This window comes from Pseudomonas sp. R151218B TE3479 (assembly GCF_053629195.1).
In genome coordinates this window covers 5,952,244-5,975,819 of the sequence record NZ_JBRJHV010000001.1, presented here as the reverse complement: position 1 = coordinate 5,975,819, position 23,576 = coordinate 5,952,244, and the positions used below count along the sequence as shown (strand labels likewise).

The window sequence follows — 23,576 nt, the reverse complement described above, 5'->3', positions numbered from 1 at the left end:
GGCCTCAGGCCGGATAGATTCAACTGTTAGATACTCGATTGATGGTGGACGTCCTGTGATTGTTGATTTTATAAATTCACCTAAAGATGGGAACTGATGAGTGAGCAGGGGCTGTATCAAAAAGTTGGCCAGCTTTTATTGGATGCTGGTCCCTCGGAGGCTCAGAAAATAGTTGTTAGAGCTAGACTTTTTGCAGAGGGCGATGGAGGAAGTTATGAGTTTGATTATTTCGATAAGACAAACCGCTCAAGCTGGTTTGATCCAGACAGCAGGGCTGTGGGAGATTTGACAGAGTTGTTGGTTGAGCTTCGGCGCTATTATGTTGAAAATGGATTGTGCCAAAATGGAAAGGCTTGGTCTTCGTGTGCAGTTACGTTGGATGTAGAGATGATGAAAATTAGTATTGACTACAATTATGATGATTAGGTTTTTTGTGGAGATAGGGACCGAGAATATTGCATTGATAGGAAAGGGGGTAGGTATTATCCAATTGCTCTTTGATAGATCTGTCCCTTTCTTTTCAGTGCTACTCAGAGGAGCGCCGACAAGTTGAGGGATGAAGATTTCCAGTATTTCATCAGCGTGATGGGGGAGGCCACATCTCATCGACAGGTGTCTGACTCCCAAATTGCGAAGTACCGTAAAGTGCTCCCTGACGCGCTGCTTGACTATTGGCAGGAGGAGGGTTGGTGTGGATATGCCAATGGCCTTTTCTGGACAGTGAACCCGGATGATTATAAACATCTGCTCGATATGTGGCTCGCGGGTACTGAGTTTCCACAAATAGATAATTACCACGTTATTGCAAGGAGCGCGTTTGGGACTCTTTATGCTTGGGGGGAGAAATACAATCAGAAAATTGTAGTTTCATGTCCGACGGGGTCTATCGTCGCGTTTATGAATAAGCTGAAAACGCCTAATAAAGATCCGGATCTCGCCCTTCAGACATTTTTCGCTATGTCTGATAAGGAGCGTTATGATCTGGAGGATAATCAAGGTGAGTTTCTATTTGAACGGGCGCTGAAGAAGTTGGGTGCACTTGGCGAGCGTGAGGTCTATGGCTTTGAGCCTGCATTGTTTTTTGGAGGGACGGCTTCGCTGGATCAGTTGGTTAAGTGCAATTTAGAGGTTCACTTAACGATCCTTCGACAGATGCGGTCCTGAGTGAGCACGGTGAGCGGAAGGACGTCGTACTGGTGTAAAAGGAGTGTATCGAAATGGATGAAATCAACGTCCGGCTTGATCGGCACCGTCGTTGGCTTTCCCAGTCGGTAGGCCTGACGGCTCAAGAGCTTGGCTATATCGATGAGGATCTTGCCAGCGACTCATTAAGCGGATTGAACAATGTGGCTGACTCGTTGGGGATGCTGGCGACATATTACGGCATTCGGGGCGAAGTCGCGGTCAGTGATGGAGAGGCTTCTGGTTGGGAAGACGTCTCAAGCTCGATAATGTACCGTTATTGGGCGCTGATGCTCAAAGCCAAGACTTTCTCAAAAACGAGTTTTCTTCAAGGCATCAAAACCGTCCCCAATTTGACTAACCAATTGAGCATTGCTGGATGCTTGCTGGCCGGGTTGATAGTGGCTGATCGTCGAGATCTGGCCACGTCCGTAGCCGATGTGCTGGCCGGAATGCTGACTATCAATGGCGCCGTGGATTCCAGCTATCTTGAACAGCGTCGATTCGAGCCTTTCATGCTCTGGCTTTATTCAGTCTATTCGCAAGGAGAGACGCTTCCAGAGATCAAGTCGATGGATCTGGGGATTTATCAAAACGTGATAGACGAATGGACAGATGAACAAGGGCTGGCTCATGCTCTGGAAGAGCTATGTCAATATCACCTCACCCACGCGGAAGACCGCGGTGGGGCGTGGGACCCTGAATTCAAATATGCGCCTTTCGATTTGTTGCCTGTGGAGGTCCACGCGATTTTCCAGGTCCGACAGCAGCTAGGTTTAACTGCTCCAGCGGTGTCGAGCCCTTTATTGTCCGCAGAGACGGCTGCGCTAGAACACCTGGTTATCATTTCTGATCAGCTTGCTGTCCGGGTGGAGACGGCCTACGAGCGTTTCTTCGGGCTTTAAACGTAGGCGCGACTCTTTTTTCAGTGAAGCAACGACACGCGGTGAGCTGAAATGAAGTATTACTTGTTGCGGGAAGATGTGCGGTTTCCTGAACGCTGGTATTTGGGAGATATAAAGCACTGCAACAACTGGCTCTTCATCGACCCCCCTTCTGAGTACATGGAGCCATGTACTTACGCCCTTGAGGTTCGTGAGGAAGGTGTGAGTCTGGATTTTTCCTTGGCTGGCTATGCCTCTGTGCCGGTCTTGAGTGAAAAAGCCAGGGATGCATTGTTGGGCGTTCCCGACGTTGATGAACCGTATATGAATGTCGTGCTCGAGCCTGTGGCGGTTGCAGGCGAGCAAGCTCATGATCGTTACTATGTGATGATTGTCGAGACCCAATTGGATTGCGTAGACGAATCACGCTCCGCTTACAAAAAATATGAGGTCAATGATCCCGTACGACCTGATCGAGCTGGCGAATACAGCGTTTTTCTGAATCTCGTCATTGATCCTGCCAAGGTCCAGGGAAAACATATTTTTCGTATCAAGAAACACTTGGGGGCATTGATCGTTAGCGAGGACGTGAAGCTTCGGCTGGAGCGTGTGGGTCTCAGAGGCATGCTATTGGAGGGGGTGAATGGTGAGGGTGAAGTTATTTGCTGATTGTTTGAGGGATGAAGCCTGACATCATCCTTTGTGGCGAGGGAGCTTGCTCCCGCTCGGTTGCGCAGCAGCCGCCCAAAAAACAGGTCCGCTGCGCGGCCCAGCGGGAGCAAGCTCCCTCGCCACGGTCTGATGGTCTGCGCTCGGTTTCTCCCACATCTTCCCCTTAACGGAACGCCATCTGCTGCCGATAACCCGATGAGCCGGTTGTCTCCTGCGTTTTGGCTCGCAATGTGCGTCACGACACAGCCAAACCAAGCGATTACTGAAATCCCTTGAACGTTGCTGGCTGGTGGCTATCATCTGCGCGCCTCGGGGTTGTGACACGGCGTTTCGTTGTTATGCCATTGGGTTATTTTCTTACTTGCCTGGACATCCTCGATGCTGGCGTACCACCAAAAAAGTTTTCTGATCGTCGATGATTTCTCGGATTTCCGCAGTTCGATCCGGTCCATGCTGCGTGAGCTGGGCGTCAAGGACGTGGACACCGCCGACACTGGTGAAGTGGCGCTGCGCATGTGCTCGCAGAAGCGTTATGACTTCATCTTGCAGGACTATCACCTGGGCGATGGGCGCAAGAATGGCCAGCAGGTGCTGGAAGACCTGATGGTCGAGAAGCTGATCAGCCATGAAAGTGTGTTTCTCATGGTGACCGCCGAGACCAGCCAGGCGATGGTGCTCAGTGCCCTGGAGCATGAGCCGGATGCCTACCTGACCAAGCCGTTCAACCGCTCCGGCTTGGCCCAGCGGCTGGAGCGGCTTGAGCAGCGCAAGACCCTGCTCAAGCCGATCCTGCAAGCCCTCGATCGCGGCAAGCCGATGGAAGTGCTCAATGCCTGCATCGCCCTGTGCAAGCAGGACCCGCGCTACGGGCCGTTGTGCCTGCGTTATCGGGCCGATGCGTTGCGCGACCTGAATCAGAACGAGGCCCTTGAGCGGCTGTACAACTCCATCATCGCGGATCGCCCGTTGCCGTGGGCCTACGCGGGGCTGGGCAAGTTGATGTTCAAGCGCGGCCAGGTGGGGCAGGCCAAGACCGTTTATGAAAAAGCCCTGAAAGTCTTTCCGATGATGCCGGCGTTGTACGACGGCATGGCCGAAGTGTTGATGGCCGAAGGTGACACCAAGCAGGCGCAACACGTGCTGGAAGAGGCGGTGCGCCTGTCGCCGCTGGCGGTGCGTCGCCAGTCGTTGCTGGGCAAGTTGGCGATGACCAACGAAGACTACGACACGGCTTCCCGGGCTTATCGCCAGGCGGTCGGGCAGGGCGCGCAGTCGCGCTTCAAGGACCCGGAAAGCAACCTCGGCCTGGCCCACGCGCTGATCAGCAAGGGCAGCGAAAAAGGCCTCGATACCCGCACCCGGCTGGAGATCAACACCACCCTCAGCGCCGTGGCGAAGGAGAACCTCAACGACCCGGGGTTGCAGGTCCGGGCGCGGCTGATGAAGGCCACCAGCCTGTTGCTCAACGATGCCGAAACCGCCGAGAAGCTCACCGAACAGGCCTTGCAGCGCCTCGATGGCATGGAGCAGTTCATGAGCGCCGAGGCCGCGTTGCTGGTGGCCAAGCAGTTGCAAATGCTTGGCCAGACCAGCGCCGGGGAGTCGATGCTCAAGAACTGCGCGGAAATCTACGGTGATGACCCGGTGGTGATGCAAGGCATTGCCAAGCTCACCGACGACCCGAACATCCTCAATCAGGGCAACGCCGCCGCCGAGTTGAACCGCGAAGGCGTGCGGGTCTACAAGACCGGCGCATTGCCGGAGGCGCGGGAGCTGTTCCGCCGCGCGCTGAAGATGCAACCGAAGAACATCAGTATTGCCCTGAACATGGCGCAATCGCTGCTGCATGGCACCGACACCAGCGTGGAGTCGGAACTGCTGCAGGAGTGCCGCGCCTGCCTGAAACTGGTGGGCATGATGCCCGACTCCGATGCGCGTTTTGCGCGTTATCAAAAACTGCGAAGCAAGGCATTTGGCGATGAATGACAGCGAACAGGCCCTCGATTTTTCCACGGTGATCGCGTCGACCGTGCACGACATGAAAAACTCCCTGACCTTGCTCATGCAGGCGCATGGGCAATGGCTCGAACGCCTGCCCGAGTCCGAGCGGCAGACCTCGGAGCAGGGCGTCATCGAGTTCGAGTTCGCCCACCTCAATGGCCTCATGGTGCAGTTGCTGGGGCTGTACAAGCTCGGCGTCAACCAGTTGCCGCTGCACCCGGCCTACCACGAGCTGGACGATTTCATCGAGGCGCAACTGGCCGGGCACCAGGATGTGTTCCGCAGCCGCGGAATCATGGCCACCTACGATGTCGATCCCCTCAGCCCCTTGGGCTTTTTCGACCGCGAGCTGGTGGCCTCGGTGCTCGACAACTGCATCAACAACGCCATTCGCCATGCGCGCCAGGCGCTGCTGATCAGTGTGAGTGACGAAGCCGGGCAACTGGTGCTGACCATCAATGACGACGGCGAAGGTTACCCGCCAGAGATGATCGAGCGTCAGGCCGAGTATGTGCAGGGCATCAACCACAGCAGCGGCAGCACCGGGCTGGGTCTGTACTTCGCCGGGCGAATCGCCGGGCTGCACCAGCGTGGCGGCGTGAGCGGGCGGACCGAGATTGCCAATGGCGGTGTGTTGGGCGGCGGGGTGTTCCGGCTTTACTTGCCCTGAACATCCCCTCCATAAATCCTCTGCCACCACAAATCCCCTGTGGGAGCGAGCTTGCTCGCGATAGCGGTGCATCAGTCAACTCAATATTGGCTGGGCCGGCGCTATCGCGAGCAAGCTCGCTCCCACAGTCATATTGCATAAGATTTTAATTGCCTCCGGGCGCTTGATATTCCGAACAGCCGGAGCCTATTTTGTACGGGTTGCCGTTCGCGGCTCGCACATAACAAGGATTGCGTCATGACGACCGATGGCCAGCGTTCACTCGCGCAGCGACTGACGGGCATTGATGAGATTGAATGTGTCACGCCGGATTTGAATGGCGTGCCGCGGGGCAAGGTGATGACCGCCGAAGGTTTCCTCGAAGGGCGGCGGTTGCAGTTGGCGCGGGGTGTGCTGCTGCAATGCATCATGGGCGGTTATCCGCCGTCGCGTTTCTACGGCAGTGATGATGGCGACCTGGCGCTGGTGGCCGACCCGAAACAGATCCACCGCCTGCCCTGGAGCCAACAGCCGCGGGCCCTGGCCATCTGCGACGCCGACGAACTGACCGGTGAAAGCTCCCGGCTCTCGACGCGCGGCCAGCTCAAGGCCGTGGTCGCACGCTATGCCGCCCTTGGCCTGGCGCCGGTGGTGGCGACCGAGCTGGAATTTTTCGTATTCGCCCCCAACTCGGACCCGACCCAGCCGTTCCAGCCGCCGATGGGCCTGGATGGACGTCGCGAAGACGGCCACTCGGCGTTCAGCGTCAGTTCCAACAATGGCCTGCGCCCGTTCTTCAGCGAGGTCTATGCCTGCATGGCGGCGCTGGGCTTGCCGCGCGACACCTTCATGCATGAAATGGGCGTGAGCCAGTTCGAGATCAATCTGCTGCACGGCGACCCGCTGTTGCTGGCCGACCAGACTTTCCTGTTCAAGCACCTGCTCAAGGAAGTGGCCCTCAAGCATGGCCTGACCGTGGTCTGCATGGCCAAGCCCCTGGCCCATACGCCGGGCAGTTCGATGCATATCCACCAGAGCGTCGTCGAGGCGGACAGCGGCCGCAACGTCTTCAGCGACGAAGCGGGCGAACCGACGGCCGCGTTCCGGCATTTCATCGGGGGGCAACAGGCTTGCCTGGCGGACTTCACCGCGTTGTTCGCGCCGAACGTGAATTCCTACCAGCGGTTGTGCCATCCGTTCGCCTCACCGAACAATGCCTGTTGGTCCCATGACAATCGTTCGGCCGGGCTGCGGATTCCCGCCAGTTCACCAGTGGCTCGTCGGGTCGAGAACCGCTTGCCCGGAGCCGATGCCAACCCCTACCTGGCGATTGCCGCCAGCCTGGCTGCCGGTTTGTATGGGATCGAACAGCGCCTGGAGCCGAGCGCGGCGATCCAGGGTGAATTCGAAGTGCCGGATAATCTGTCGCTGCCATGTACCTTGCATGCCGCCCTGGAACGTCTGAAGCGTAGTCATCTGGCGAAGGAACTGTTTGGCACGGAGTTCATCGAAGGCTACATCGCTTCCAAGACCCTGGAGCTGACCAGCTTCTTCGATGAAATCACCCCCTGGGAGCGACGTGTCCTGGCGGCCCAGGCATAAAGAACCGCCGCATTCGGGCTATCTTCAACGGATAGCCACTACTCACCTCAAGGAGCCGCTCGGAACGCCGATGCGCCAAATCTGGAAACCTTTTCGAGCGCTTTATTTCGCCTCGCTGATGATGTTGATCGGCTCGGGCCTCTTGAGTACTTACCTGGCCTTGCGCCTGGCCGCCGACCATGTGGACAGCCTCTGGGTCGGTGCGCTGATGGCCGCCAACTATTTCGGCCTGGTGCTGGGGGGCAAGATCGGCCACCGGCTGATCGCCCGCGTCGGGCACATCCGCGCCTATTCAGCCTGCGCCGGGATCGTAGGGGCGGCGGTGCTGGGCCATGGCCTGGTGGACTGGCTGCCGGCGTGGATCGTGCTGCGGATGATTGTTGGCCTGGGCATGATGTGCCAGTACATGGTCATCGAGAGCTGGCTCAATGAGCAGGCCGATGCCAAGCAACGTGGGGTGGTGTTCAGCGGCTATATGATCGCCTCGTACCTGGGGCTGGTGCTGGGGCAACTGATCCTGGTCATGCACCCGGCCCTGGGCTTGGAGCTGCTGATGCTGGTGGCGCTGTGCTTCGCCCTATGTCTGGTGCCGGTAACGCTGACCCGGAGAATTCACCCGGCGGCGCTGCATCCGGCGCCCATGGAGCCGCGTTTCTTTATCAAGCGTGTGCCGCAGTCGTTGAGCACGGTGTTGGGTTCCGGGCTGATCGTCGGCTCGTTCTATGGTTTGGCACCGCTGTACGCCTCCCAGCAGGGCCTCTCGACCGAGCAGGTCGGTCTGTTCATGGGGAGCTGCATCTTTGCCGGACTGTTGGTGCAGTGGCCGCTGGGCTGGCTGTCTGACCGCTACGACCGGGCGCTGCTGATTCGCTGCTTTGCGCTGGTCCTGGCGATTTGTGCGCTGCCGTTGGCGATCCTGCCGGCGGTGCCGCTGGAGGTGCTGTTCGTCGCCGGGTTCTTCTGTTCGCTGGTGCAGTTCTGTCTGTATCCGCTGGCGGTGGCGTTTTCCAACGACCACGTCGAAGCGGATCGAAGGGTGTCCCTGACCGCGATGCTATTGGTGACCTATGGCGTTGGCGCCAGTATCGGGCCGTTGGTGGCGGGTGTGCTGATGAAGATGTTCGGAAGCCAGATGCTCTACGGCTTTTTCGCCTTCTTCGCCCTGGTGCTGGTGTGGCGGATCCGGCCGAAAGCGGTGACCAACCTGCATCAGGTCGATGACGCACCGCTGCATCACGTGGCGATGCCGGACAGCATGTCGAGTTCGCCTCTGGTGGCGTGCCTCGATCCGCGGGTGGATGAACAAGTGGTGCAGGAGCAGATGCAGGCACCGGCCAGCCCGGAGGTGGAGCCCGAGCCCACCCCTGAGACCGTGGCTGAAGATGACGCCGAGGCGCCTGAGCCCCCCAGCTTTACCCAGGCCAGGCCTTGAAGCGGACATAAAAAAACGGGCAGTCACCGCAAGGGACTGCCCGTTTTTTCATGGCTCGACCATCAGAGGTCGTCTTTATCGAAGCGCCGGGCTTCGCGCTGGAGCTGGTAGACGAACCGCTCGACCTGTCGTTGCACCAGGCCGCTGATGTTGTGGAAGCGTACGCCGGCGAACGTGGTGTTGAATCTTTCTTCGAAATGCAGGTAACGCAGCTCGACCGGGGCGATCATGTTGCCAAACGGCAGGGCCGCGATGAAGCGCTCGTACACCTGGCCCAATTGCAGGCGTTGGGTGATGTCGCCGTCGAAACGCAGCTTGCAACCGGTAGCGGAAATATCCAGCAGCTTGCCCTCCACGGGAGACTTGAGCTTGTCGCCACCCAGTTCAACGCTCACCAGTTGGGCCAGTTTCAGGGCGGCGCGGAAGGCGTTGCGACGCTGGTGGTAGACCACTTCGTCGGGTAGGGCGCCGCGATAGCAGCGACCGTCGCTGGATTCATCGATGGTCAGTGGGCCCTTGCCATCCCAGGCGATGCGCACGCCGTCATGGAAACCTTCGACGCGAAACGGCTCGCCGGCCAGCAGGAAACGCTCGCCGTCCCGGGGAATCATTTCATCCAGGGCGATGGAGTTGGTCTCGCGGTCGACATTGACCAGATAGCTCTGGAAGCGCTGGGTACGTTCATGGAAGGTAATGATCAGCGGGTCGTGGCTATCTTGCAGCATCCGCAGGTTGCCAGAAATTTCCAGGGGCGTGGTGAGGACCTTGGGGGGCTGCGGAGCGTCATCCGCGTTTGAGGCATTGAACACGGTGGGTCAATCTCCAGGCAAAATACGACTACGAATGGCCGGCATTTTGCCAGCATGTATCGCGCGTTGATAGAGCGAAGGCATTGTTCGTTTCATGCCTGGCTGAGCGGACGGTGCTTGACCATTCGGGCCGTCGAACCGCTGGCGTCATACAGCGTCGGGATCTCGCCGCCGTTGAGAATACGCAACTGGTTGGCGGTGGCGGCCTGCTGCATCTGGATCGACTGGCCGTTGCGGGCGTTGGTCGCCTGGCATTGGGCGAGCAGGTCGTTGAGTACTTTGCTCTGGGACCGCAGCTGATCGCCGATGGTCGACTGGGCGGCCAACTGCTCAAGGCCGTCATGACTGGCGGGCAGGTTGAGGCTGGCGAGGATCTCGCTGCGCTTGCGGCCATGCTGGTCGAGCAAGATGATCAGTGCCTGTTTCTGTGCCAGGATAGTTTCCAGCAAAGGCATGTCACGACCGTGCAGTGCCACGGATTCGGCCTGCAATAGCTCCAGCAGTTGTTGCGCTGGAACGAAGTCGTCAATGATCAGTTGCAATAAATGAGTGTCGTGCATGGCTGGCCTTGGGTCTTAGCGTCCAAAAGCCTGGCGCAGGCGGCGGCCTAGCGCTGGGCTTCGAAGTTGAGCAGTTTGCTGGCTACGCGGTTGCTGTCGACTTTGTAGCTGCCATCGGCGATGGCTGCTTTCAACTCGGCCACGCGGGCGTTGTCGACGACAGGTTGATCGCGCAGCTTGTCAGTGAGCTTCTGCAACTGCTGAGCCTCATTGCTGAGGTGTACCGACTCCCCGTTGCTGACCTTTTCGGCTGGCGTGGACACCGGTGCGGATTTGTCGGTTTCGACGGTTTCCTTGGTGGCGCTGGTACGCGTAGTGCCTGTCAGCGGTGAAGAGCTGTTTAAACGATTGAAATCGATGACCATGGTAAAAAACCTCTGGGTATTTGGACGCTTGCCATGTTTTCGGCCATTCCCAAAAAAACTTTAGGCTCATTTATTCAATGAACGTGCGCACGTCTGCGCTTGCCTTTGCGTAAGGCACAGTCTAGGGAACACAGGGATCAAGCGCCAGCTTTCTACCTCCTTTACCGGGTCATTACATCGCCACTTCCACTTGGCCTGGGGCCATCACTTGCGCTTTGATGACGCGCTGGGAATTGAGGTTTTTTACCCGTATCTGTTCACGCATGCCGCCGTTGGACAGGGCCTCGCCGGGCATCCGCACGGCCAGTGAGCCGCTGCGGGCGGTGATGACCACCTGGTCGCCCTTGCGGACCACCTCGGCCTGTTCCAGGTGCACCAGCGTCACGACCTGGTCGGCGACCATTGGTCGGACAAGTTTCTGCCCGATGGCCTGATCGACAGAGGTCAGGAAGCCTTGGGTGATCTGGCTGATGTCCCGTTCGCGCAACATCACGTCCTGGGGCTCGACGATCCCGGCCCGCTTGAGCGGACGCGTGGTGGTGACAATTTCCCGGAACAGGCGCACTTGAGCGGGCACGAACACCGTCCAGGGCGCGGCGCTGTCGCAACGAACCTTCACCGTGACGCGGCCCAGGGGCCGGGCCGGGCTCTCCAGCGAAGCAGTCAATTCCTTGTCACACATGGGCATGCGCAAGCGCGGGTCGAGCTGGTTGACTTCGATTTCGTAACGACCTTCGGTTTGACTGGTTGCCAGGTAGTCTTCTACGGTGAATTCAAGAAAGCCCTGAGTGACGCCGATAAGGAGATCAGGCAAGGTAACCGGAGCCGCCGCAAGGGCAGGACCGCCCGAAGTGAACAGGCAGGCAGCCAGCAGTGCACCGAGCCAGTGGCGGCAGTGAGTGGTCAGGCGTCGAGAAAATGTCGTTTGTGCGTTCATGCCGGTTCAATAGCAAGCCCCGTGCCGTTTAGTGATGAATGCGCGTCGGACACTTTAGCGTTAGGTAGGAGTCAGGGCATGGCGGGAGTAATGGATTCGGTGAACCAGCGCACTCAGCTGGTCGGTCAGAATCGCCTGGAGCTGTTGTTGTTCCGTCTCGACGGCCAACAAATGTACGGGATCAACGTATTCAAGGTCCGCGAGGTGCTGCAATGCCCCAAGCTGACCCTGATGCCCAAATCCAGCCCCGTCGTGTGCGGTGTGGCCAATATCCGGGGTGCGACCATCCCGATTCTCGACCTGGCGATGGCGACCGGTTCCGGTCGGTTGCTGGACCAGAGCAATCCGTTCGTGATCATCACCGAGTACAACACCAAGACCCAGGGGTTCCTGGTGCGCTCGGTGGAGCGCATCGTCAACATGAACTGGGAGGAGATCCATCCACCGCCCAAGGGCACCGGCCGCGACCATTACCTGACGGCAGTGACGCGGGTCGACAACCAGTTGGTGGAAATCATCGACGTGGAGAAGATCCTCGCCGAAGTGGCGCCCACGCCGGAGGCGATTTCTGCGGGGGTGGTGGACGCCGAGACCCAGCACAAGGCGATTTCGCTGCGGGTGCTGACTGTCGATGATTCGTCGGTGGCACGTAAGCAGGTGACCCGTTGCCTGCAAACGGTCGGTGTGGAAGTGGTGGCGTTGAACGATGGGCGGCAGGCGCTGGATTACCTGCGTGCGCTGGTCGACGAGGGCAAGAAGCCCGAAGAGGAGTTCCTGATGATGATCTCCGACATCGAGATGCCGGAGATGGACGGGTACACCCTGACCTCGGAAATCCGCAGTGATCCGCGCATGCAAAAGCTGCACATCATCTTGCATACTTCGTTGTCCGGGGTTTTCAACCAGGCGATGGTCAAGAAGGTCGGTGCCGACGATTTCCTGGCGAAATTCCGTCCCGATGACCTGGCGTCCCGGGTGGTCGATCGGATCAAGGCAGCAGAATAAAGTAAAGGTCGGGTGCGTTGTGCGCCCGGCAAGTCAACACGATGAAAGAGGCGGTATCTTGTCTACGGGTAATTTGGATTTCGAACAGTTCCGGGTCTTCCTGGAAAAAGCCTGTGGCATCTTGCTTGGTGAAAACAAGCAATACCTGGTGTCGAGCCGTCTCAATAAATTGATGGAGCAACAGGGCCTCAAGTCATTGGGCGAGCTTGTGCAGCGTATCCAGACCCAACCGCGCAGCGGCTTGCGCGAGATGGTGGTGGACGCCATGACCACCAACGAAACCCTGTGGTTTCGGGACACCTATCCGTTCGAGGTGCTGAAGAACAAAGTGCTGCCGGCCGCCATCAAGGCCAGCCCTGGTCAGCGCCTGCGGATCTGGTCGGCGGCCTGTTCGTCGGGGCAGGAACCCTATTCGCTGTCGATGTCCATCGATGAGTTCGAACGCTCCAACCTGGGCCAGTTGAAAGGCGGCGTGCAGATCGTTGCCACGGACCTGTCCGGGACCATGCTCAATAACTGCAAGACCGGCGAGTACGACAGCCTGGCCATCGGCCGTGGTTTGTCGCCGGACCGGCTGCAACGCTACTTCGACCCGAAAGGGCCGGGCAAGTGGGTGGTCAAGGCACCGATCAAGAGCCGGGTGGAGTTCCGCTCGTTCAACCTGCTGGACAGCTACGCCAGCCTGGGCAAGTTCGACATCGTGTTTTGCCGCAACGTGCTGATCTACTTCTCCGCCGAAGTGAAGAAAGACATCCTGCTGCGCATCCACGGCACGCTCAAGCCGGGCGGCTACCTGTTCCTTGGCGCCTCCGAGGCGTTGAACGGTTTGCCGGACCATTACCAGATGGTCCAGTGCAGCCCGGGGATCATCTACCAGGCGAAGTGATTGGCCTGGATTGTCAAAAAAAAGCGGAGTCCCAAGGGGCTCCTTTTTTTTGCCTGCCAGCCAGGACCATCTCCTGTGGGAGCGAGCTTGCTCGCGATAGCGGCGGCACATCCAAAATCCATGTCCCTGACAGACCGCTATCGCGAGCAAGCTCGCTCCCACATTTTGACTCGCGTCGCCTGATGAAAGCGGCAGAAAAGCGGCAGAAAAGCGGAAACCCGTTGCCGCTTTTCTGGCATTGCCGCTTTGCCGGTGCCCGCAAAGCCCCGGTTTATGGGGTTTTTGGAAATGGCACGGCGCTTGCTTTAGCCGTTGTACGTACATTCTGGTCACCCAAAGGTTTCCGACATGAGCATCAGCTTCGATAAAGCGCTCGGTATCCACGAACAGGCCCTGAGCTTCCGCGCCCAGCGTGCCGAAGTCCTGGCCAACAACATCGCCAACGCCGACACCCCGAACTACAAGGCGCGGGACCTGGACTTTTCCAAGGTGCTCGCCGAGCAGAACGATAAGGCCAAGAACGGCCACTTCGCCTTGAACATGACCAACAGCCGTCATATCGAAGCCGAAGGCCTGGGTAATGGCGACGAGTCGCTGATGTATCGCACGCCGATGCAGCCGTCGATCGACCAGAACACCGTGGACGCTCAACTGGAACAGTCCAACTACGCGGAAAACTCCGTGAACTTCCAGGCCAGCTTCACCCTGCTCAACAGTAAGTTCAAAGGGCTGGTATCGGCCCTGCGCGGAGAGTAAGCCATGTCGATTGCTAGCGTATTCAACATTGCCGGCAGTGCCATGAGTGCCCAGACCACTCGCCTGAACACCGTCGCCAGTAACATCGCCAACGCCGAGACCGTTTCGTCGAGCATCGACCAGACCTACCGCGCCCGTCACCCGGTATTCGCCACCATGTTCCAGGGTGGCCAGTCCGGCGGCAGCGACTCGCTGTTCCAGGACCAGGAAGCGGCCGGGCAGGGCGTACAGGTGCTTGGCGTGGTCGAAGACCAGAGCAACCTCGAAGCACGTTATGAGCCAAACCATCCGGCTGCGGACGCCAAGGGTTATGTCTATTACCCGAACGTCAACGTCGTCGAAGAAATGGCCGACATGATTTCCGCCAGTCGTTCGTTCCAGACCAACGCCGAAATGATGAACACCGCCAAAGCCATGATGCAGAAGGTCCTGACCCTCGGTCAGTGATAAGGGGCGAGTCACATGAGCGTTACCAACACCACAAGCGGTTTGAGCCTCAACGAGATTCTGGCCAACTCCTCGGTCAAGACCAACAACACCTCCGATACCCTCGGGGCAATGACAGGTGCGGCGACCGGCAAGAAGGAGCTGGGCAAGGATGCGTTCCTGCAACTGCTCGTTACCCAGCTGAAAAACCAGAACCCGCTGGAGCCCCAGGACAACGGTGAGTTCGTTGCCCAGTTGGCGCAGTTCAGCAGCCTGGAAGGCATCACCACTCTCAACGATACCGTGAAAGGTATCGCCGGCAACTACAACTCGTCCCAGGCCTTGCAAGCCTCGTCGCTGGTCGGGCGCTCGGTCATTGCCCCGGGTGACAAGGCTGTGGTCGATACCTCCAAGAGCCTCAACGGCACGGTGGTGGTACCTGCATCGGTGTCCTCTGTCGCGGTCAAGATCGTGGACAAGGACGGCAAGACTGTTCGCACCATTGACCTCGGTAGCCAGAACGCCGGCAACTCGGCCTTCATCTGGGATGGCAAGAACGACGCGGGCACGGTTGTTGAATCGGGCACTTACACCTTCGCGGCCTCGACCACCATCGACGGCAAGGCCACGTCGCTGATCACCAACCTGCCGGCCACGGTCAGCAGCGTGACCATCAGCCAGACAGGCGGCGAGCTGATGCTCAACCTGGCCGGGCTGGGCAGCATTGCCCTGTCCAAAGTACAAACTATTGGTATGTAGAGCCGACTAACCGGCAAAAGGAGTCAACATGTCTTTTAACATCGGCCTTAGCGGTCTCTATGCAGCCAACAAACAGCTGGACGTGACCGGCAATAACATCGCCAACGTGGCGACCACCGGTTTCAAATCGTCCCGCGCGGAATTCGAAGACGTCTACTCGGCCACCAAGCTGGGTTCGGGCAGCAAGACCGTCGGCAACGGCGTGCGCCTGGCCAACGTTTCCCAGCAGTTCGGCCAGGGTGACGTCAACAACACCGGCAACGTGCTGGACATGGGCATCCAGGGCCAGGGCTTCTTTGTCTTGAGCAATGACGGCTCCCTGAGCTACACCCGTGCCGGTACGTTCAAGACCGACAAGGAAGGTTTCATCACCAACAGCGATGGTACTGCGCGTCTGCAGGGCTATGGCGTGGATGCCAACGGCAAGATCCAGAACGGCATCCTGACCGACCTGCGCATCGACACCTCGAACCTGCCGCCGACTGCCACCAGCCTGGTGTCCTCGACGATCAACCTGAACTCGACGGCCACGCCGATCACCGCCGCGTTCAATCCGGCCGACACGGCCACGTTCACCAAGCAATTCACCACCCCGGTCTACGACACCCAGGGCAACCAGCATTCCATGGACCAGTACATGGTCAAGACTTCCGGTAACACCTGGAATGTCTATACCTTGATCGATGGTCGTAACCTAAACGGCACCTTGCCGACCACGACCGGTGCGACTGCGCCGATCCCTTCGACCATGAACTTCGATTCGAGCGGCAAGTTGACCACGGTCACCACTCCGCCAGCGACGGTCAATAGTGATCTGGTACTGACCGGTTGGGTCCCCGGCACCGTGACCAACGGTGTATGGACCGCCAACGGCGCCGCCAGCGCGCCGACCATCACGATCTCCATGGGCAACACCACCCAGTTCAATGCCGACACCGCACGGTCGATCCCGACCCAGAACGGTTACGCCACGGGCCAGATCACCAACCTGACCATCGACGGCAGCGGTGTACTGTTGGCCAACTTCAGCAACAACCAGACCAAGCCGATCGGCCAGCTCGCACTCGCCAGCTTCACCAACGAGCAAGGCCTGCAGCCGGTAGGCGGCACCAGCTGGAAGGAAACCTTCGCCTCGGGCATTCCGGGCTACGACGCGCCACAAACGGGCACCCTGGGTTCGATCGTCTCCAACTCCCTGGAAGAGTCCAACGTCAACCTGACCAACGAACTGGTCGAGCTGATCAAGGCCCAGAGCAACTACCAGGCGAACGCCAAGACCATCTCCACCCAGAGCACCATCATGCAGACCATCATTCAGATGGCCTGATGTCGAGGGTTGCTTGACGGCTGTACAAGGAGCCCCTCGCAAGCGGGGCTTTCTTTTGGGTGAGTATTTTGTGTTGCCTGTTCCGGCCCTCATCGCGAGCAGGGAGGCAGCGGTGTAAGCAGACTTTATGGCTGGCGCAAAAAATCTGTGGGAGCCGAGCTTGCTCGCGATAGCGGTTTGTCAGATGCAGTGATGTTGAATGTGCTGCCGCCATCGCGAGCAAGCTCGGCTCCCACAGAGTTCCAGATGAGGCCAGCCCAGGCGCCGCTTTTCGCCAGGCAAAAGAAAACCCCCGATAAACCAGCGGTCTATCGAGGGCTTCTTTCAGCAGGCGCCTTTACGCGCCTACCGGCTCAGCTTATTGGCAAGCTTCGCAATCCGGCTCATCGATCGCACAGGCCTTTGGCACTGGCGCAGGTCCTGCTGGAGCAGCCAGGACCGAATCGTCACCGTGGTTGCCGCCGCTGGAAACCGCGTTCAGCTTGCCGGTGTTGATGGTCGACTTCTCGGTGCTGGTGGCGGCCAGGGCGCGGAGGTAGTAAGTGGTTTTCAGGCCACGGTACCAAGCCATGCGGTAGGTCACGTCCAGCTTCTTGCCCGAAGCGCCGGCGATGTACAGGTTCAGCGACTGAGCCTGGTCGATCCACTTCTGGCGACGGCTGGCGGCGTCGACGATCCACTTGGTGTCCACTTCGAACGCGGTGGCGTAGAGCGCTTTGAGCTCTTGCGGGATGCGTTCGATCTGTTGCACCGAACCGTCGTAGTACTTCAGGTCGTTGATCATGACCGAGTCCCACAGGCCGCGAGCCTTGAGGTCGCGAACCAGGTACGGGTTGATCACGGTGAATTCGCCCGACAGGTTCGATTTCACATACAGGTTCTGGTAGGTCGGTTCGATCGACTGCGACACGCCAGTGATGTTGGCGATGGTGGCGGTCGGTGCGATGGCCATGATGTTGGAGTTACGGATGCCTTTCTGTACACGGGCGCGAACCGGTGCCCAGTCCAGGGATTCGTTCAGGTCGACGTCGATGTACTTCTGGCCGCGCTGGGCGATCAGGATCTGTTGCGAGTCCAGCGGCAGGATGCCCTGGGACCACAGCGAACCCTGGAACGTCTCATAGGCGCCACGCTCGTCGGCCAGGTCGCAGGAGGCCTGGATCGCGTAGTAGCTGACCGCTTCCATGGACTTGTCGGCGAACTCGACCGCGGCATCGGAACCGTATGGAATGTGCTGCAGGTACAGTGCGTCCTGGAAGCCCATGATGCCCAGGCCGACCGGACGGTGCTTGAAGTTGGAGTTCTTCGCTTGCGGCACCGAGTAGTAGTTGATGTCGATCACGTTGTCGAGCATGCGCACGGCGGTGTTCACGGTGCGTTGCAGCTTGGCGGTGTCCAGCTTGCCGTCGACGATGTGGTTCGGCAGGTTGATCGAGCCCAGGTTGCAGACCGCGATCTCGTCCTTGTTGGTGTTCAGGGTGATCTCGGTGCACAGGTTCGAGCTGTGGACCACGCCCACGTGCTGCTGCGGGCTGCGCAGGTTGCACGGGTCCTTGAAGGTCAGCCATGGGTGGCCGGTTTCGAACAGCATCGAGAGCATCTTGCGCCACAGGTCTTTGGCCTGAACGACTTTGAACAGCTTGATCTTGTTGTACTCGGTCAGGGCTTCGTAGTACTCGTAGCGCTCTTCGAAAGCCTTGCCGGTCAGGTCGTGCAGGTCCGGCACTTCGGATGGCGAGAACAGGGTCCACTTGCCGTCGTCGAAGACGCGCTTCATGAACAGGTCGGGGATCCAGTTGGCGGTGTTCATGTCGTGGGTACGGCGACGGTCATCACCGGTGTTCTTGCGCAGCTCGATGAACTCTTCGATGTCCATGTGCCAGGTTTCCAGGTAGGCACAGACCGCGCCCTTGCGCTTGCCGCCCTGGTTGACCGCAACGGCGGTGTCGTTGACCACTTTGAGGAACGGCACGACGCCCTGGGATTTGCCGTTGGTGCCCTTGATGTACGAGCCCAATGCGCGAACCGGGGTCCAGTCGTTGCCCAGGCCGCCGGCGAATTTCGACAGCATGGCGTTGTCGTGGATGGCGCCGTAGATGCCCGAGAGGTCGTCCGGAACGGTGGTCAGGTAGCAACTCGACAGCTGTGGACGCAGGGTGCCGGCGTTGAACAGGGTCGGGGTCGATGCCATGTAGTCGAAGGACGACAACAGGTTGTAGAACTCGATCGCACGGTCTTCGCGCTGCTTCTCTTCGATGGCCAGGCCCATGGCCACGCGCATGAAGAAGATCTGCGGCAGTTCGAAACGGATACCGTCCTTGTGGATGAAGTAACGGTCGTACAGGGTTTGCAGGCCCAGGTAGGTGAACTGCTGGTCACGCTCGTGGTTGATCGCCTTGCCGAGTTTTTCCAGGTCGAATTCGGCCAGGACCGGGTTCAGCAATTCGAACTCGATACCCTTGGCGACATAAGCGGGCAACGCCTTGGCGTACAGGTCGACCATTTCGTGGTGGGTCGCGCTCTCGGCGACTTCCAGGAAGCTCAGGCCTTCGGCACGCAAGGTGTCCATCAGCAGGCGGGCGGTCACGAAGGAGTAGTTTGGCTCGCGCTCCACCAGGGTCCGGGCGGTCATCACCAACGCGGTGTTGACGTCCTTGAGGGCGACGCCGTCATAGAGGTTCTTCAGGGTTTCGCGCTGGATCAGGTCGCCATCGACTTCTTCCAGGCCTTCGCAGGCCTCGGTGACGATGGTGTTCAGGCGGCCCATGTCCAGCGGCGCCAGGCTGCCGTCGGCGCGTGCGATGCGGATCGAAGGGTGGGCCTGGACCGGTGCGTCGGCCGGGGAGCGGGTGGCACGTTCCTTGGCGCGGGAGTCACGGTAGATCACGTAGTCGCGGGCCACTTTCTGCTCGCCGGCACGCATCAGGGCCAGTTCGACCTGGTCCTGGATTTCTTCGATGTGGATGGTGCCGCCCGAGGGCATGCGACGCTTGAAGGTCGCGGTGACCTGTTCGGTCAGGCGGGCCACGGTGTCGTGGATTCGCGACGAAGCGGCAGCGGTGCCGCCTTCAACTGCGAGAAACGCTTTGGTGATGGCGACGGTGATCTTGTCATCGGTGTAAGGAACGACAGTGCCGTTACGCTTGATCACACGCAGTTGGCCCGGCGCGGTGGCGGACAGATCCGGGCTCGAATCGGCGGCCAGCGGCGCGGTGCCCTGCGGGTTCTCGCGAGTTGTGTCGGTGTGCATGGGTGTCTCCACGTTCTTTATGTTTGTTTGGGCACCATCACGGTGCCCACCGTTCCGTCCTGAAGCACTACAACCGACTGGCGCCGGGCATAACAACTTCGGGACAGTAGGAAGCAGGCGTTTAATGCCGCTTCCATCCGAAGTTCTCAGGTTGCGAGCGAGGCTCGAAACCGGATTGCCGGGGTGGCAGCAATTGACTGCAACACCCGTACCGTTTCGGTCGTTTTCGACCTTGAAACAGCTGCCATCCGCAGGGGCGGTCTGGGCTTGGGGAAATGCGATGTTTCAGTTGGACAGAAGCAAGAAAAGCGCTTGAATTCTCTGCCCGACTTGTGTTTGGTTTTTAGCCTGAAACCCTACATGTAGGGTTTTTTACGCGGCGGGCTACAAGATAATGCGTTTTTGGGGGGTATGCAACGTACTACCTGTGGATAAGCCTGTGCGTAATTTGTGTGCGAAACGTGGAACTGCTCTGTAGGCCGCGACCTAGCTGGAGTGGACCTTTTTTCACCGGTTTCGACGATCCGAAAACAGCCTGAAGGTTTTTTGCGGGCGCGGACCTTACCACATAAAACCCACCCGACCGAAACGCATTTGTCCGCTTGTTTTCTGTGCAGGCGACGTTTATACAATCGGCCCGTGCCTGGGTGTGTTTATCCCCCTTTAACATGACAAAAAGACGGGAAGGCGCAGGACCCAACCTGTGGGAGCGAGCTTGCTCGCGATAGCGTCGGAGCAGCAGCATGGAGGCTGACAGACACACCACCATCGCGAGCAAGCTCGCTCCCACAGGGTTCGTGCTTTTTCAGTGATAGTGGCAACACGCCTCTCCTTATTTAGCTAATCAGCCAAAAGGTCCCCCAGTGGAACAAGAAGCCTGGCAGGTATTGATCGTCGAGGATGACCAGCGTCTGGCCGAGCTGACCCGGGAATACCTCGAAAGCAACGGGTTGTGTGTCGCCATCGAAGGCGACGGTGCGGTGGCGGCGGCGCGGATCATTGCCGAGCAGCCGGACCTGGTGGTCCTCGACCTGATGCTGCCCGGCGAAGACGGCCTGAGCATCTGCCGCAAGGTGCGCGAGCACTACGACGGGCCGATCCTGATGCTCACCGCCCGCACCGACGACACCGACCAGATCCAGGGCCTGGACCTGGGCGCCGATGATTACGTCTGCAAACCGGTTCGCCCGCGCTTGCTATTGGCGCGGATCCAGGCCCTGCTGCGACGCAGCGAGCCGGAGCCGAGCGTGGCGCAGAAGCCGCGGCGCCTGCAATTCGGCCCGCTGGTGGTTGACGACGCCCTGCGCGAAGCCTGGTTGCAGGGCAACGGTATCGAGCTGACCAGCGCCGAATTCGACCTGCTGTGGCTGCTGGTGTCCAATGCCGGGCGCATCCTGTCCCGGGAAGAAATCTTCACCGCCCTGCGCGGCATCGGCTATGACGGCCAGGACCGCTCCATCGACGTGCGTATTTCGCGCATCCGGCCCAAGATCGGCGACGACCCGGATCATCCACGGCTGATCAAGACCATCCGCAGCAAAGGCTACCTGTTCGTCCCCGAAGCTTGCGCAGACTTGGCGCCGTGAATTCGATCTTCCTGCGTATTTATGGCGGCATGTGCGCGGCGCTGGTGCTGGTGGCGGTCCTCGGTGTGCTGGCCCTGCACCTGCTCAACCAGACTCGCGGCGAGCAATACCGCGAGCGCCTGGCCCACGGCACGTTTTCGTTGATGGCCGACAACCTGCGGCCCATGAACGACACCGAGCGCCGCCGGGCGCTGCTGGTGTGGGAGCGCCTGCTGGGTATTCCTCTGGCGGTGCAGACCTTCTCCCAGACCGACCTCGATCTCGGCCAGCGTACCCGCGTACTGCGCGGCCAGGCGTTGGTCGAGCAGACCGGGCCCCATGCGGCAAAAGTCTATCGGCTGGTCAATGAAACCGAACAATTGATGTTGGTCGGGGAAGTCCAGCAGATCAGCGAGCAACTGGCCCGCGCGACCATTTATCTGTTGGCCGACGAACTGGTGCGTTACCCCGTGGCCGAGCAGCCCAAGCGGCTGGCGCAACTGGAGCAGGAAAAAGGGTTTGGCTTCGACCTGCGACTCATGACCGCCGAGCAGGCCGACATGGATGAAGATCAGCGTCGTCGCGTGTCCGAGGGCGATACGGTGATGGCGCTGGGCAAGGGCGGCGATTCCATCCGGGTCTTCGCCGGCATGGTCGGCACCCCGTGGGTCCTGGAGATCGGCCCGTTGTACCAGATGAACCCTTATCCGCCGCAATGGCTGGTGCTGATCGCGGCGCTGGGGTTGAGCCTGATCGGGTTGATCGTCTACCTATTGGTGCGTCAGTTGGAGCGTCGCTTGCGCGGTCTGGAGTCGGCCGCCACCCAGATCGCCCAGGGCAGCCTGGAAACCCGGGTGCCGGCCCGAGGCGCCGACTCGGTCGGGCGATTGGCGGCGGCGTTCAATGGCATGGCTGAGCACTTGCAGCAACTGCTGGCGATCCAGCGCGAACTGGTGCGGGCGGTGTCCCACGAATTGCGCACCCCGGTGGCGCGCCTGCGTTTTGGCCTGGAAATGCTCGGCAGCGCCACCACGCCCCAGGCCCGGGACAAATACCTGGCGGGCATGGACCACGACATCGAAGACCTGGATCGGCTAGTGGACGAAATGCTCACCTACGCACGGCTGGAACAGGGTTCGCCGGCGTTGAATTTTCAGCGGGTGGATCTGGATGCGCTGGTTAATCAGGTGATCGATGAGCTGGGGCCGTTGCGGGCCGGGATCACGGTCGAGCGTGGTCTATGCCTGTCGGCCGCCGATTGCGACGGCGCCTGGGTCGAGGCCGAGCCACGCTTTCTGCATCGTGCCTTGCAGAATCTGGTGGGCAATGCCATGCGCCACGCCCACTCCAAGGTCACGGTCAGCTACCAGGTGGGCCAGCTGCGCTGCCGGGTGGACGTGGAAGATGACGGGCCCGGCGTGCCAGAAGCGGCGTGGGAGCGGATTTTCAAACCCTTCCTGCGCCTGGACGACAGCCGCGCCCGCGCGTCGGGCGGTCATGGGCTGGGGCTGTCGATTGTGCGGCGGATCATCCACTGGCACGATGGCCGGGCGTTGATCGGCAAGAGTAAAAGCCTGGGGGGCGCCTGTTTCAGCCTGAGTTGGCCGAGGCATCAGGACAGGTCTTGAGAGAGGCGGTGCCTGTGCCGGCCTCATCGCGAGCAAGCTCGCTCCCACAGGTTGAACGCATTCCCATGTGGGAGCGAGCTTGCTCGCGATGAGGCCCTCCCAGACACTAAAAACCTCAGGCCCTGATCCCCACCAGGCTCAACAAATGCCCATCCTTCACCCCAAACTGCGCCTGCAGCTCGCTGCCATGGCGCCATTGGGCCGACAGGTCCGTCAGCAAGCGCAGCCGCACCTGCCCGTCGTGTGTCCAGTCCAGCACCTCGGCATGCTCGAAATAAAAACGCTGCCTGACGATGGGGTACAGCGCCTTGAACAAGCTTTCCTTCACTGAAAAGGTCAGGGTCACCAGCAAGGCCTGGTCATCGCGCGTGAGCCGGGTCATGCGCTGCAATTCTGGCGAGGTGAGGATTTCACCGGCCAGGCGCTCGGCGCGCTCGGGGTCGAGCAGGTTTTCCACGTCCATGCCCAAGCCTTGCCAGTGGTCTTTTTTCGCGACGATGGCTGCTGCCCGGCCCGTGCTGTGGGTGATTGAGCCGCTGATATGAGCCGGCCACACCGGAGCGCGGTCTTCGCCGATGGCCGGCACGCAGGCCTGGCCGTCGAGCCGCTGCAACGCCGCCCGGGCGCAGATCCGCCCGGCCAGGAATTCTGCCTGGCGCTTGGCCACCGAACGCTGGATGCTCGCCGGTGGGTCGATGGCGCTGTCGGCAAAATCATTGCCGGTCAGCAGCAGTGGATCAAAGCAGGTGCTCAATAGCACTGTATCGGACAGGGCTTCGGGCAACAGCCATTGATCATCCAGAGGCGTACAGCAGGCGGGCAGGGCGGGGAGTGCGTTCATGCCCGGCATTTTGCCGGGTTGGCTTGGGGCTGGGTAGTGG

The 23,576-nt window shown here is 59.7% G+C and carries 22 protein-coding genes; 16 read left to right on the top strand and 6 right to left on the bottom strand.

From position 1 onward, the window contains the following. The first annotated feature begins 96 nt into the window (after window positions 1-96). The 8 genes from AB7M32_RS26025 (at window position 97) to AB7M32_RS25990 (ending at window position 8,422) form a co-directional block, all read left to right on the top strand. Window positions 97-426, top strand: a complete 330-nt coding sequence (locus tag AB7M32_RS26025) for a hypothetical protein (protein ID WP_454251816.1) — start codon at window positions 97-99, stop codon at window positions 424-426. A gap of 123 nt (window positions 427-549) precedes the next feature. Further along, window positions 550-1,164 carry a GAD-like domain-containing protein gene (locus tag AB7M32_RS26020; protein ID WP_454251815.1) on the top strand — a complete coding sequence of 205 codons (615 nt, stop codon included), beginning with the start codon at window positions 550-552 and terminating at the stop codon, window positions 1,162-1,164. Window positions 1,165-1,217: 53 nt separating this feature from the next. Then, on the top strand, window positions 1,218-2,087 hold the full coding sequence (locus AB7M32_RS26015; protein WP_454251814.1) for a hypothetical protein: 870 nt from the start codon (window positions 1,218-1,220) through the stop codon (window positions 2,085-2,087). Between the two features lie 51 nt (window positions 2,088-2,138). Next, window positions 2,139-2,735, top strand: a complete 597-nt coding sequence (locus tag AB7M32_RS26010) for an imm11 family protein (RefSeq protein WP_454251813.1) — start codon at window positions 2,139-2,141, stop codon at window positions 2,733-2,735. A gap of 381 nt (window positions 2,736-3,116) precedes the next feature. Beyond that, on the top strand, window positions 3,117-4,724 hold the full coding sequence (locus AB7M32_RS26005; RefSeq protein ID WP_454251812.1) for a response regulator: 1,608 nt from the start codon (window positions 3,117-3,119) through the stop codon (window positions 4,722-4,724). Next, window positions 4,717-5,409, top strand: coding sequence for a sensor histidine kinase (locus tag AB7M32_RS26000; protein WP_454251811.1), 693 nt, complete (start codon window positions 4,717-4,719; stop codon window positions 5,407-5,409). The genes AB7M32_RS26005 and AB7M32_RS26000 overlap by 8 nt, the downstream gene beginning before the upstream one ends. A 339-nt stretch (window positions 5,410-5,748) precedes the next feature. Beyond that, window positions 5,749-6,990, top strand: a complete 1,242-nt coding sequence (locus AB7M32_RS25995) for a glutamine synthetase family protein (protein WP_454252202.1) — start codon at window positions 5,749-5,751, stop codon at window positions 6,988-6,990. 70 nt (window positions 6,991-7,060) lie between these two features. Beyond that, window positions 7,061-8,422 carry an MFS transporter gene (locus AB7M32_RS25990; protein WP_454251810.1) on the top strand — a complete coding sequence of 454 codons (1,362 nt, stop codon included), beginning with the start codon at window positions 7,061-7,063 and terminating at the stop codon, window positions 8,420-8,422. Between the two features lie 62 nt (window positions 8,423-8,484). Here AB7M32_RS25990 and AB7M32_RS25985 read toward each other — a convergent pair whose 3' ends face one another. The 4 genes from AB7M32_RS25985 to flgA form a co-directional block, all read right to left on the bottom strand. Beyond that, the gene (locus tag AB7M32_RS25985) at window positions 8,485-9,231 is read right to left on the bottom strand and encodes a flagellar brake protein (RefSeq protein ID WP_072412234.1); all 747 of its coding nucleotides are present in this window, start codon (window positions 9,229-9,231) and stop codon (window positions 8,485-8,487) included. A 92-nt stretch (window positions 9,232-9,323) separates the two neighbouring features. Beyond that, window positions 9,324-9,791, bottom strand: coding sequence for a flagella synthesis protein FlgN (locus AB7M32_RS25980; protein ID WP_454251809.1), 468 nt, complete (start codon window positions 9,789-9,791; stop codon window positions 9,324-9,326). 47 nt (window positions 9,792-9,838) lie between these two features. Further along, window positions 9,839-10,156: a flagellar biosynthesis anti-sigma factor FlgM gene (gene flgM, locus AB7M32_RS25975; RefSeq protein ID WP_454251808.1), complete on the bottom strand. Its 318-nt coding sequence runs from the start codon at window positions 10,154-10,156 to the stop codon at window positions 9,839-9,841. 172 nt (window positions 10,157-10,328) lie between these two features. Beyond that, window positions 10,329-11,093 (bottom strand): flagellar basal body P-ring formation chaperone FlgA, encoded by a 765-nt coding sequence (gene flgA / locus AB7M32_RS25970; protein ID WP_072412228.1) that lies wholly within the window; start codon window positions 11,091-11,093, stop codon window positions 10,329-10,331. A 78-nt stretch (window positions 11,094-11,171) separates the two neighbouring features. Between flgA and AB7M32_RS25965 the strand changes: the two genes are divergently transcribed. From AB7M32_RS25965 to flgE, 6 genes are all read left to right on the top strand, one after another. Further along, the gene (locus AB7M32_RS25965) at window positions 11,172-12,098 is read left to right on the top strand and encodes a chemotaxis protein CheV (protein WP_060741036.1); all 927 of its coding nucleotides are present in this window, start codon (window positions 11,172-11,174) and stop codon (window positions 12,096-12,098) included. A 58-nt stretch (window positions 12,099-12,156) separates the two neighbouring features. Further along, a complete protein-coding gene (gene cheR / locus AB7M32_RS25960) occupies window positions 12,157-12,984 on the top strand; it encodes a protein-glutamate O-methyltransferase CheR (RefSeq protein ID WP_063324730.1) in 828 nt (275 codons plus the stop codon). A gap of 348 nt (window positions 12,985-13,332) precedes the next feature. Next, entirely contained in the window at window positions 13,333-13,740 is a 408-nt protein-coding gene (gene flgB, locus AB7M32_RS25955; protein ID WP_092205402.1) for a flagellar basal body rod protein FlgB, read from the top strand. Between the two features lie 3 nt (window positions 13,741-13,743). Then, complete coding sequence (gene flgC, locus AB7M32_RS25950) at window positions 13,744-14,187, top strand: flagellar basal body rod protein FlgC (RefSeq protein ID WP_060741038.1); 444 nt, start codon at window positions 13,744-13,746, stop codon at window positions 14,185-14,187. A 15-nt stretch (window positions 14,188-14,202) separates the two neighbouring features. Continuing rightward, window positions 14,203-14,925 carry a flagellar hook assembly protein FlgD gene (flgD, locus tag AB7M32_RS25945; RefSeq protein ID WP_454251807.1) on the top strand — a complete coding sequence of 241 codons (723 nt, stop codon included), beginning with the start codon at window positions 14,203-14,205 and terminating at the stop codon, window positions 14,923-14,925. A 28-nt stretch (window positions 14,926-14,953) separates the two neighbouring features. Further along, window positions 14,954-16,252, top strand: coding sequence for a flagellar hook protein FlgE (gene flgE, locus AB7M32_RS25940; protein ID WP_072412224.1), 1,299 nt, complete (start codon window positions 14,954-14,956; stop codon window positions 16,250-16,252). A 358-nt stretch (window positions 16,253-16,610) separates the two neighbouring features. Here flgE and AB7M32_RS25935 read toward each other — a convergent pair whose 3' ends face one another. Continuing rightward, window positions 16,611-19,502: a ribonucleoside-diphosphate reductase subunit alpha gene (locus tag AB7M32_RS25935; RefSeq protein WP_060741041.1), complete on the bottom strand. Its 2,892-nt coding sequence runs from the start codon at window positions 19,500-19,502 to the stop codon at window positions 16,611-16,613. Between the two features lie 863 nt (window positions 19,503-20,365). Between AB7M32_RS25935 and AB7M32_RS25930 the strand changes: the two genes are divergently transcribed. Both AB7M32_RS25930 and AB7M32_RS25925 read left to right on the top strand, forming a co-directional pair. Continuing rightward, window positions 20,366-21,088 (top strand): response regulator, encoded by a 723-nt coding sequence (locus tag AB7M32_RS25930; RefSeq protein WP_454251806.1) that lies wholly within the window; start codon window positions 20,366-20,368, stop codon window positions 21,086-21,088. Next, the gene (locus AB7M32_RS25925; protein ID WP_072412421.1) at window positions 21,085-22,695 is read left to right on the top strand and encodes an ATP-binding protein; all 1,611 of its coding nucleotides are present in this window, start codon (window positions 21,085-21,087) and stop codon (window positions 22,693-22,695) included. The genes AB7M32_RS25930 and AB7M32_RS25925 overlap by 4 nt, the downstream gene beginning before the upstream one ends. 115 nt (window positions 22,696-22,810) lie before the next feature. On the opposite strand, the gene AB7M32_RS25920 is transcribed toward AB7M32_RS25925, so the two are convergent. Further along, complete coding sequence (locus AB7M32_RS25920) at window positions 22,811-23,536, bottom strand: 4'-phosphopantetheinyl transferase family protein (RefSeq protein WP_454251805.1); 726 nt, start codon at window positions 23,534-23,536, stop codon at window positions 22,811-22,813. Window positions 23,537-23,576: the final 40 nt, after the last annotated feature.

What these genes read in the sequence shown, in the direction of transcription:
- AB7M32_RS26025 (WP_454251816.1), top strand. Translation starts at nt 97, where the DNA reads ATGAGTGAGCAGGGGCTGTATCAAAAAGTTGGCCAGCTTTTATTGGAT.
- AB7M32_RS26015 (WP_454251814.1), top strand. Translation starts at nt 1,218, where the DNA reads ATGGATGAAATCAACGTCCGGCTTGATCGGCACCGTCGTTGGCTTTCC.
- AB7M32_RS26010 (WP_454251813.1), top strand. Translation starts at nt 2,139, where the DNA reads ATGAAGTATTACTTGTTGCGGGAAGATGTGCGGTTTCCTGAACGCTGG.
- AB7M32_RS26005 (WP_454251812.1), top strand. Translation starts at nt 3,117, where the DNA reads ATGCTGGCGTACCACCAAAAAAGTTTTCTGATCGTCGATGATTTCTCG.
- AB7M32_RS26000 (WP_454251811.1), top strand. Translation starts at nt 4,717, where the DNA reads ATGAATGACAGCGAACAGGCCCTCGATTTTTCCACGGTGATCGCGTCG.
- AB7M32_RS25995 (WP_454252202.1), top strand. Translation starts at nt 5,749, where the DNA reads ATGACCGCCGAAGGTTTCCTCGAAGGGCGGCGGTTGCAGTTGGCGCGG.
- AB7M32_RS25990 (WP_454251810.1), top strand. Translation starts at nt 7,061, where the DNA reads ATGCGCCAAATCTGGAAACCTTTTCGAGCGCTTTATTTCGCCTCGCTG.
- AB7M32_RS25980 (WP_454251809.1), bottom strand. Translation starts at nt 9,791, where the DNA reads ATGCACGACACTCATTTATTGCAACTGATCATTGACGACTTCGTTCCA.
- flgM (WP_454251808.1), bottom strand. Translation starts at nt 10,156, where the DNA reads ATGGTCATCGATTTCAATCGTTTAAACAGCTCTTCACCGCTGACAGGC.
- flgA (WP_072412228.1), bottom strand. Translation starts at nt 11,093, where the DNA reads ATGAACGCACAAACGACATTTTCTCGACGCCTGACCACTCACTGCCGC.
- AB7M32_RS25965 (WP_060741036.1), top strand. Translation starts at nt 11,172, where the DNA reads ATGGCGGGAGTAATGGATTCGGTGAACCAGCGCACTCAGCTGGTCGGT.
- flgB (WP_092205402.1), top strand. Translation starts at nt 13,333, where the DNA reads ATGAGCATCAGCTTCGATAAAGCGCTCGGTATCCACGAACAGGCCCTG.
- flgC (WP_060741038.1), top strand. Translation starts at nt 13,744, where the DNA reads ATGTCGATTGCTAGCGTATTCAACATTGCCGGCAGTGCCATGAGTGCC.
- flgD (WP_454251807.1), top strand. Translation starts at nt 14,203, where the DNA reads ATGAGCGTTACCAACACCACAAGCGGTTTGAGCCTCAACGAGATTCTG.
- flgE (WP_072412224.1), top strand. Translation starts at nt 14,954, where the DNA reads ATGTCTTTTAACATCGGCCTTAGCGGTCTCTATGCAGCCAACAAACAG.
- AB7M32_RS25935 (WP_060741041.1), bottom strand. Translation starts at nt 19,502, where the DNA reads ATGCACACCGACACAACTCGCGAGAACCCGCAGGGCACCGCGCCGCTG.
- AB7M32_RS25920 (WP_454251805.1), bottom strand. Translation starts at nt 23,536, where the DNA reads ATGAACGCACTCCCCGCCCTGCCCGCCTGCTGTACGCCTCTGGATGAT.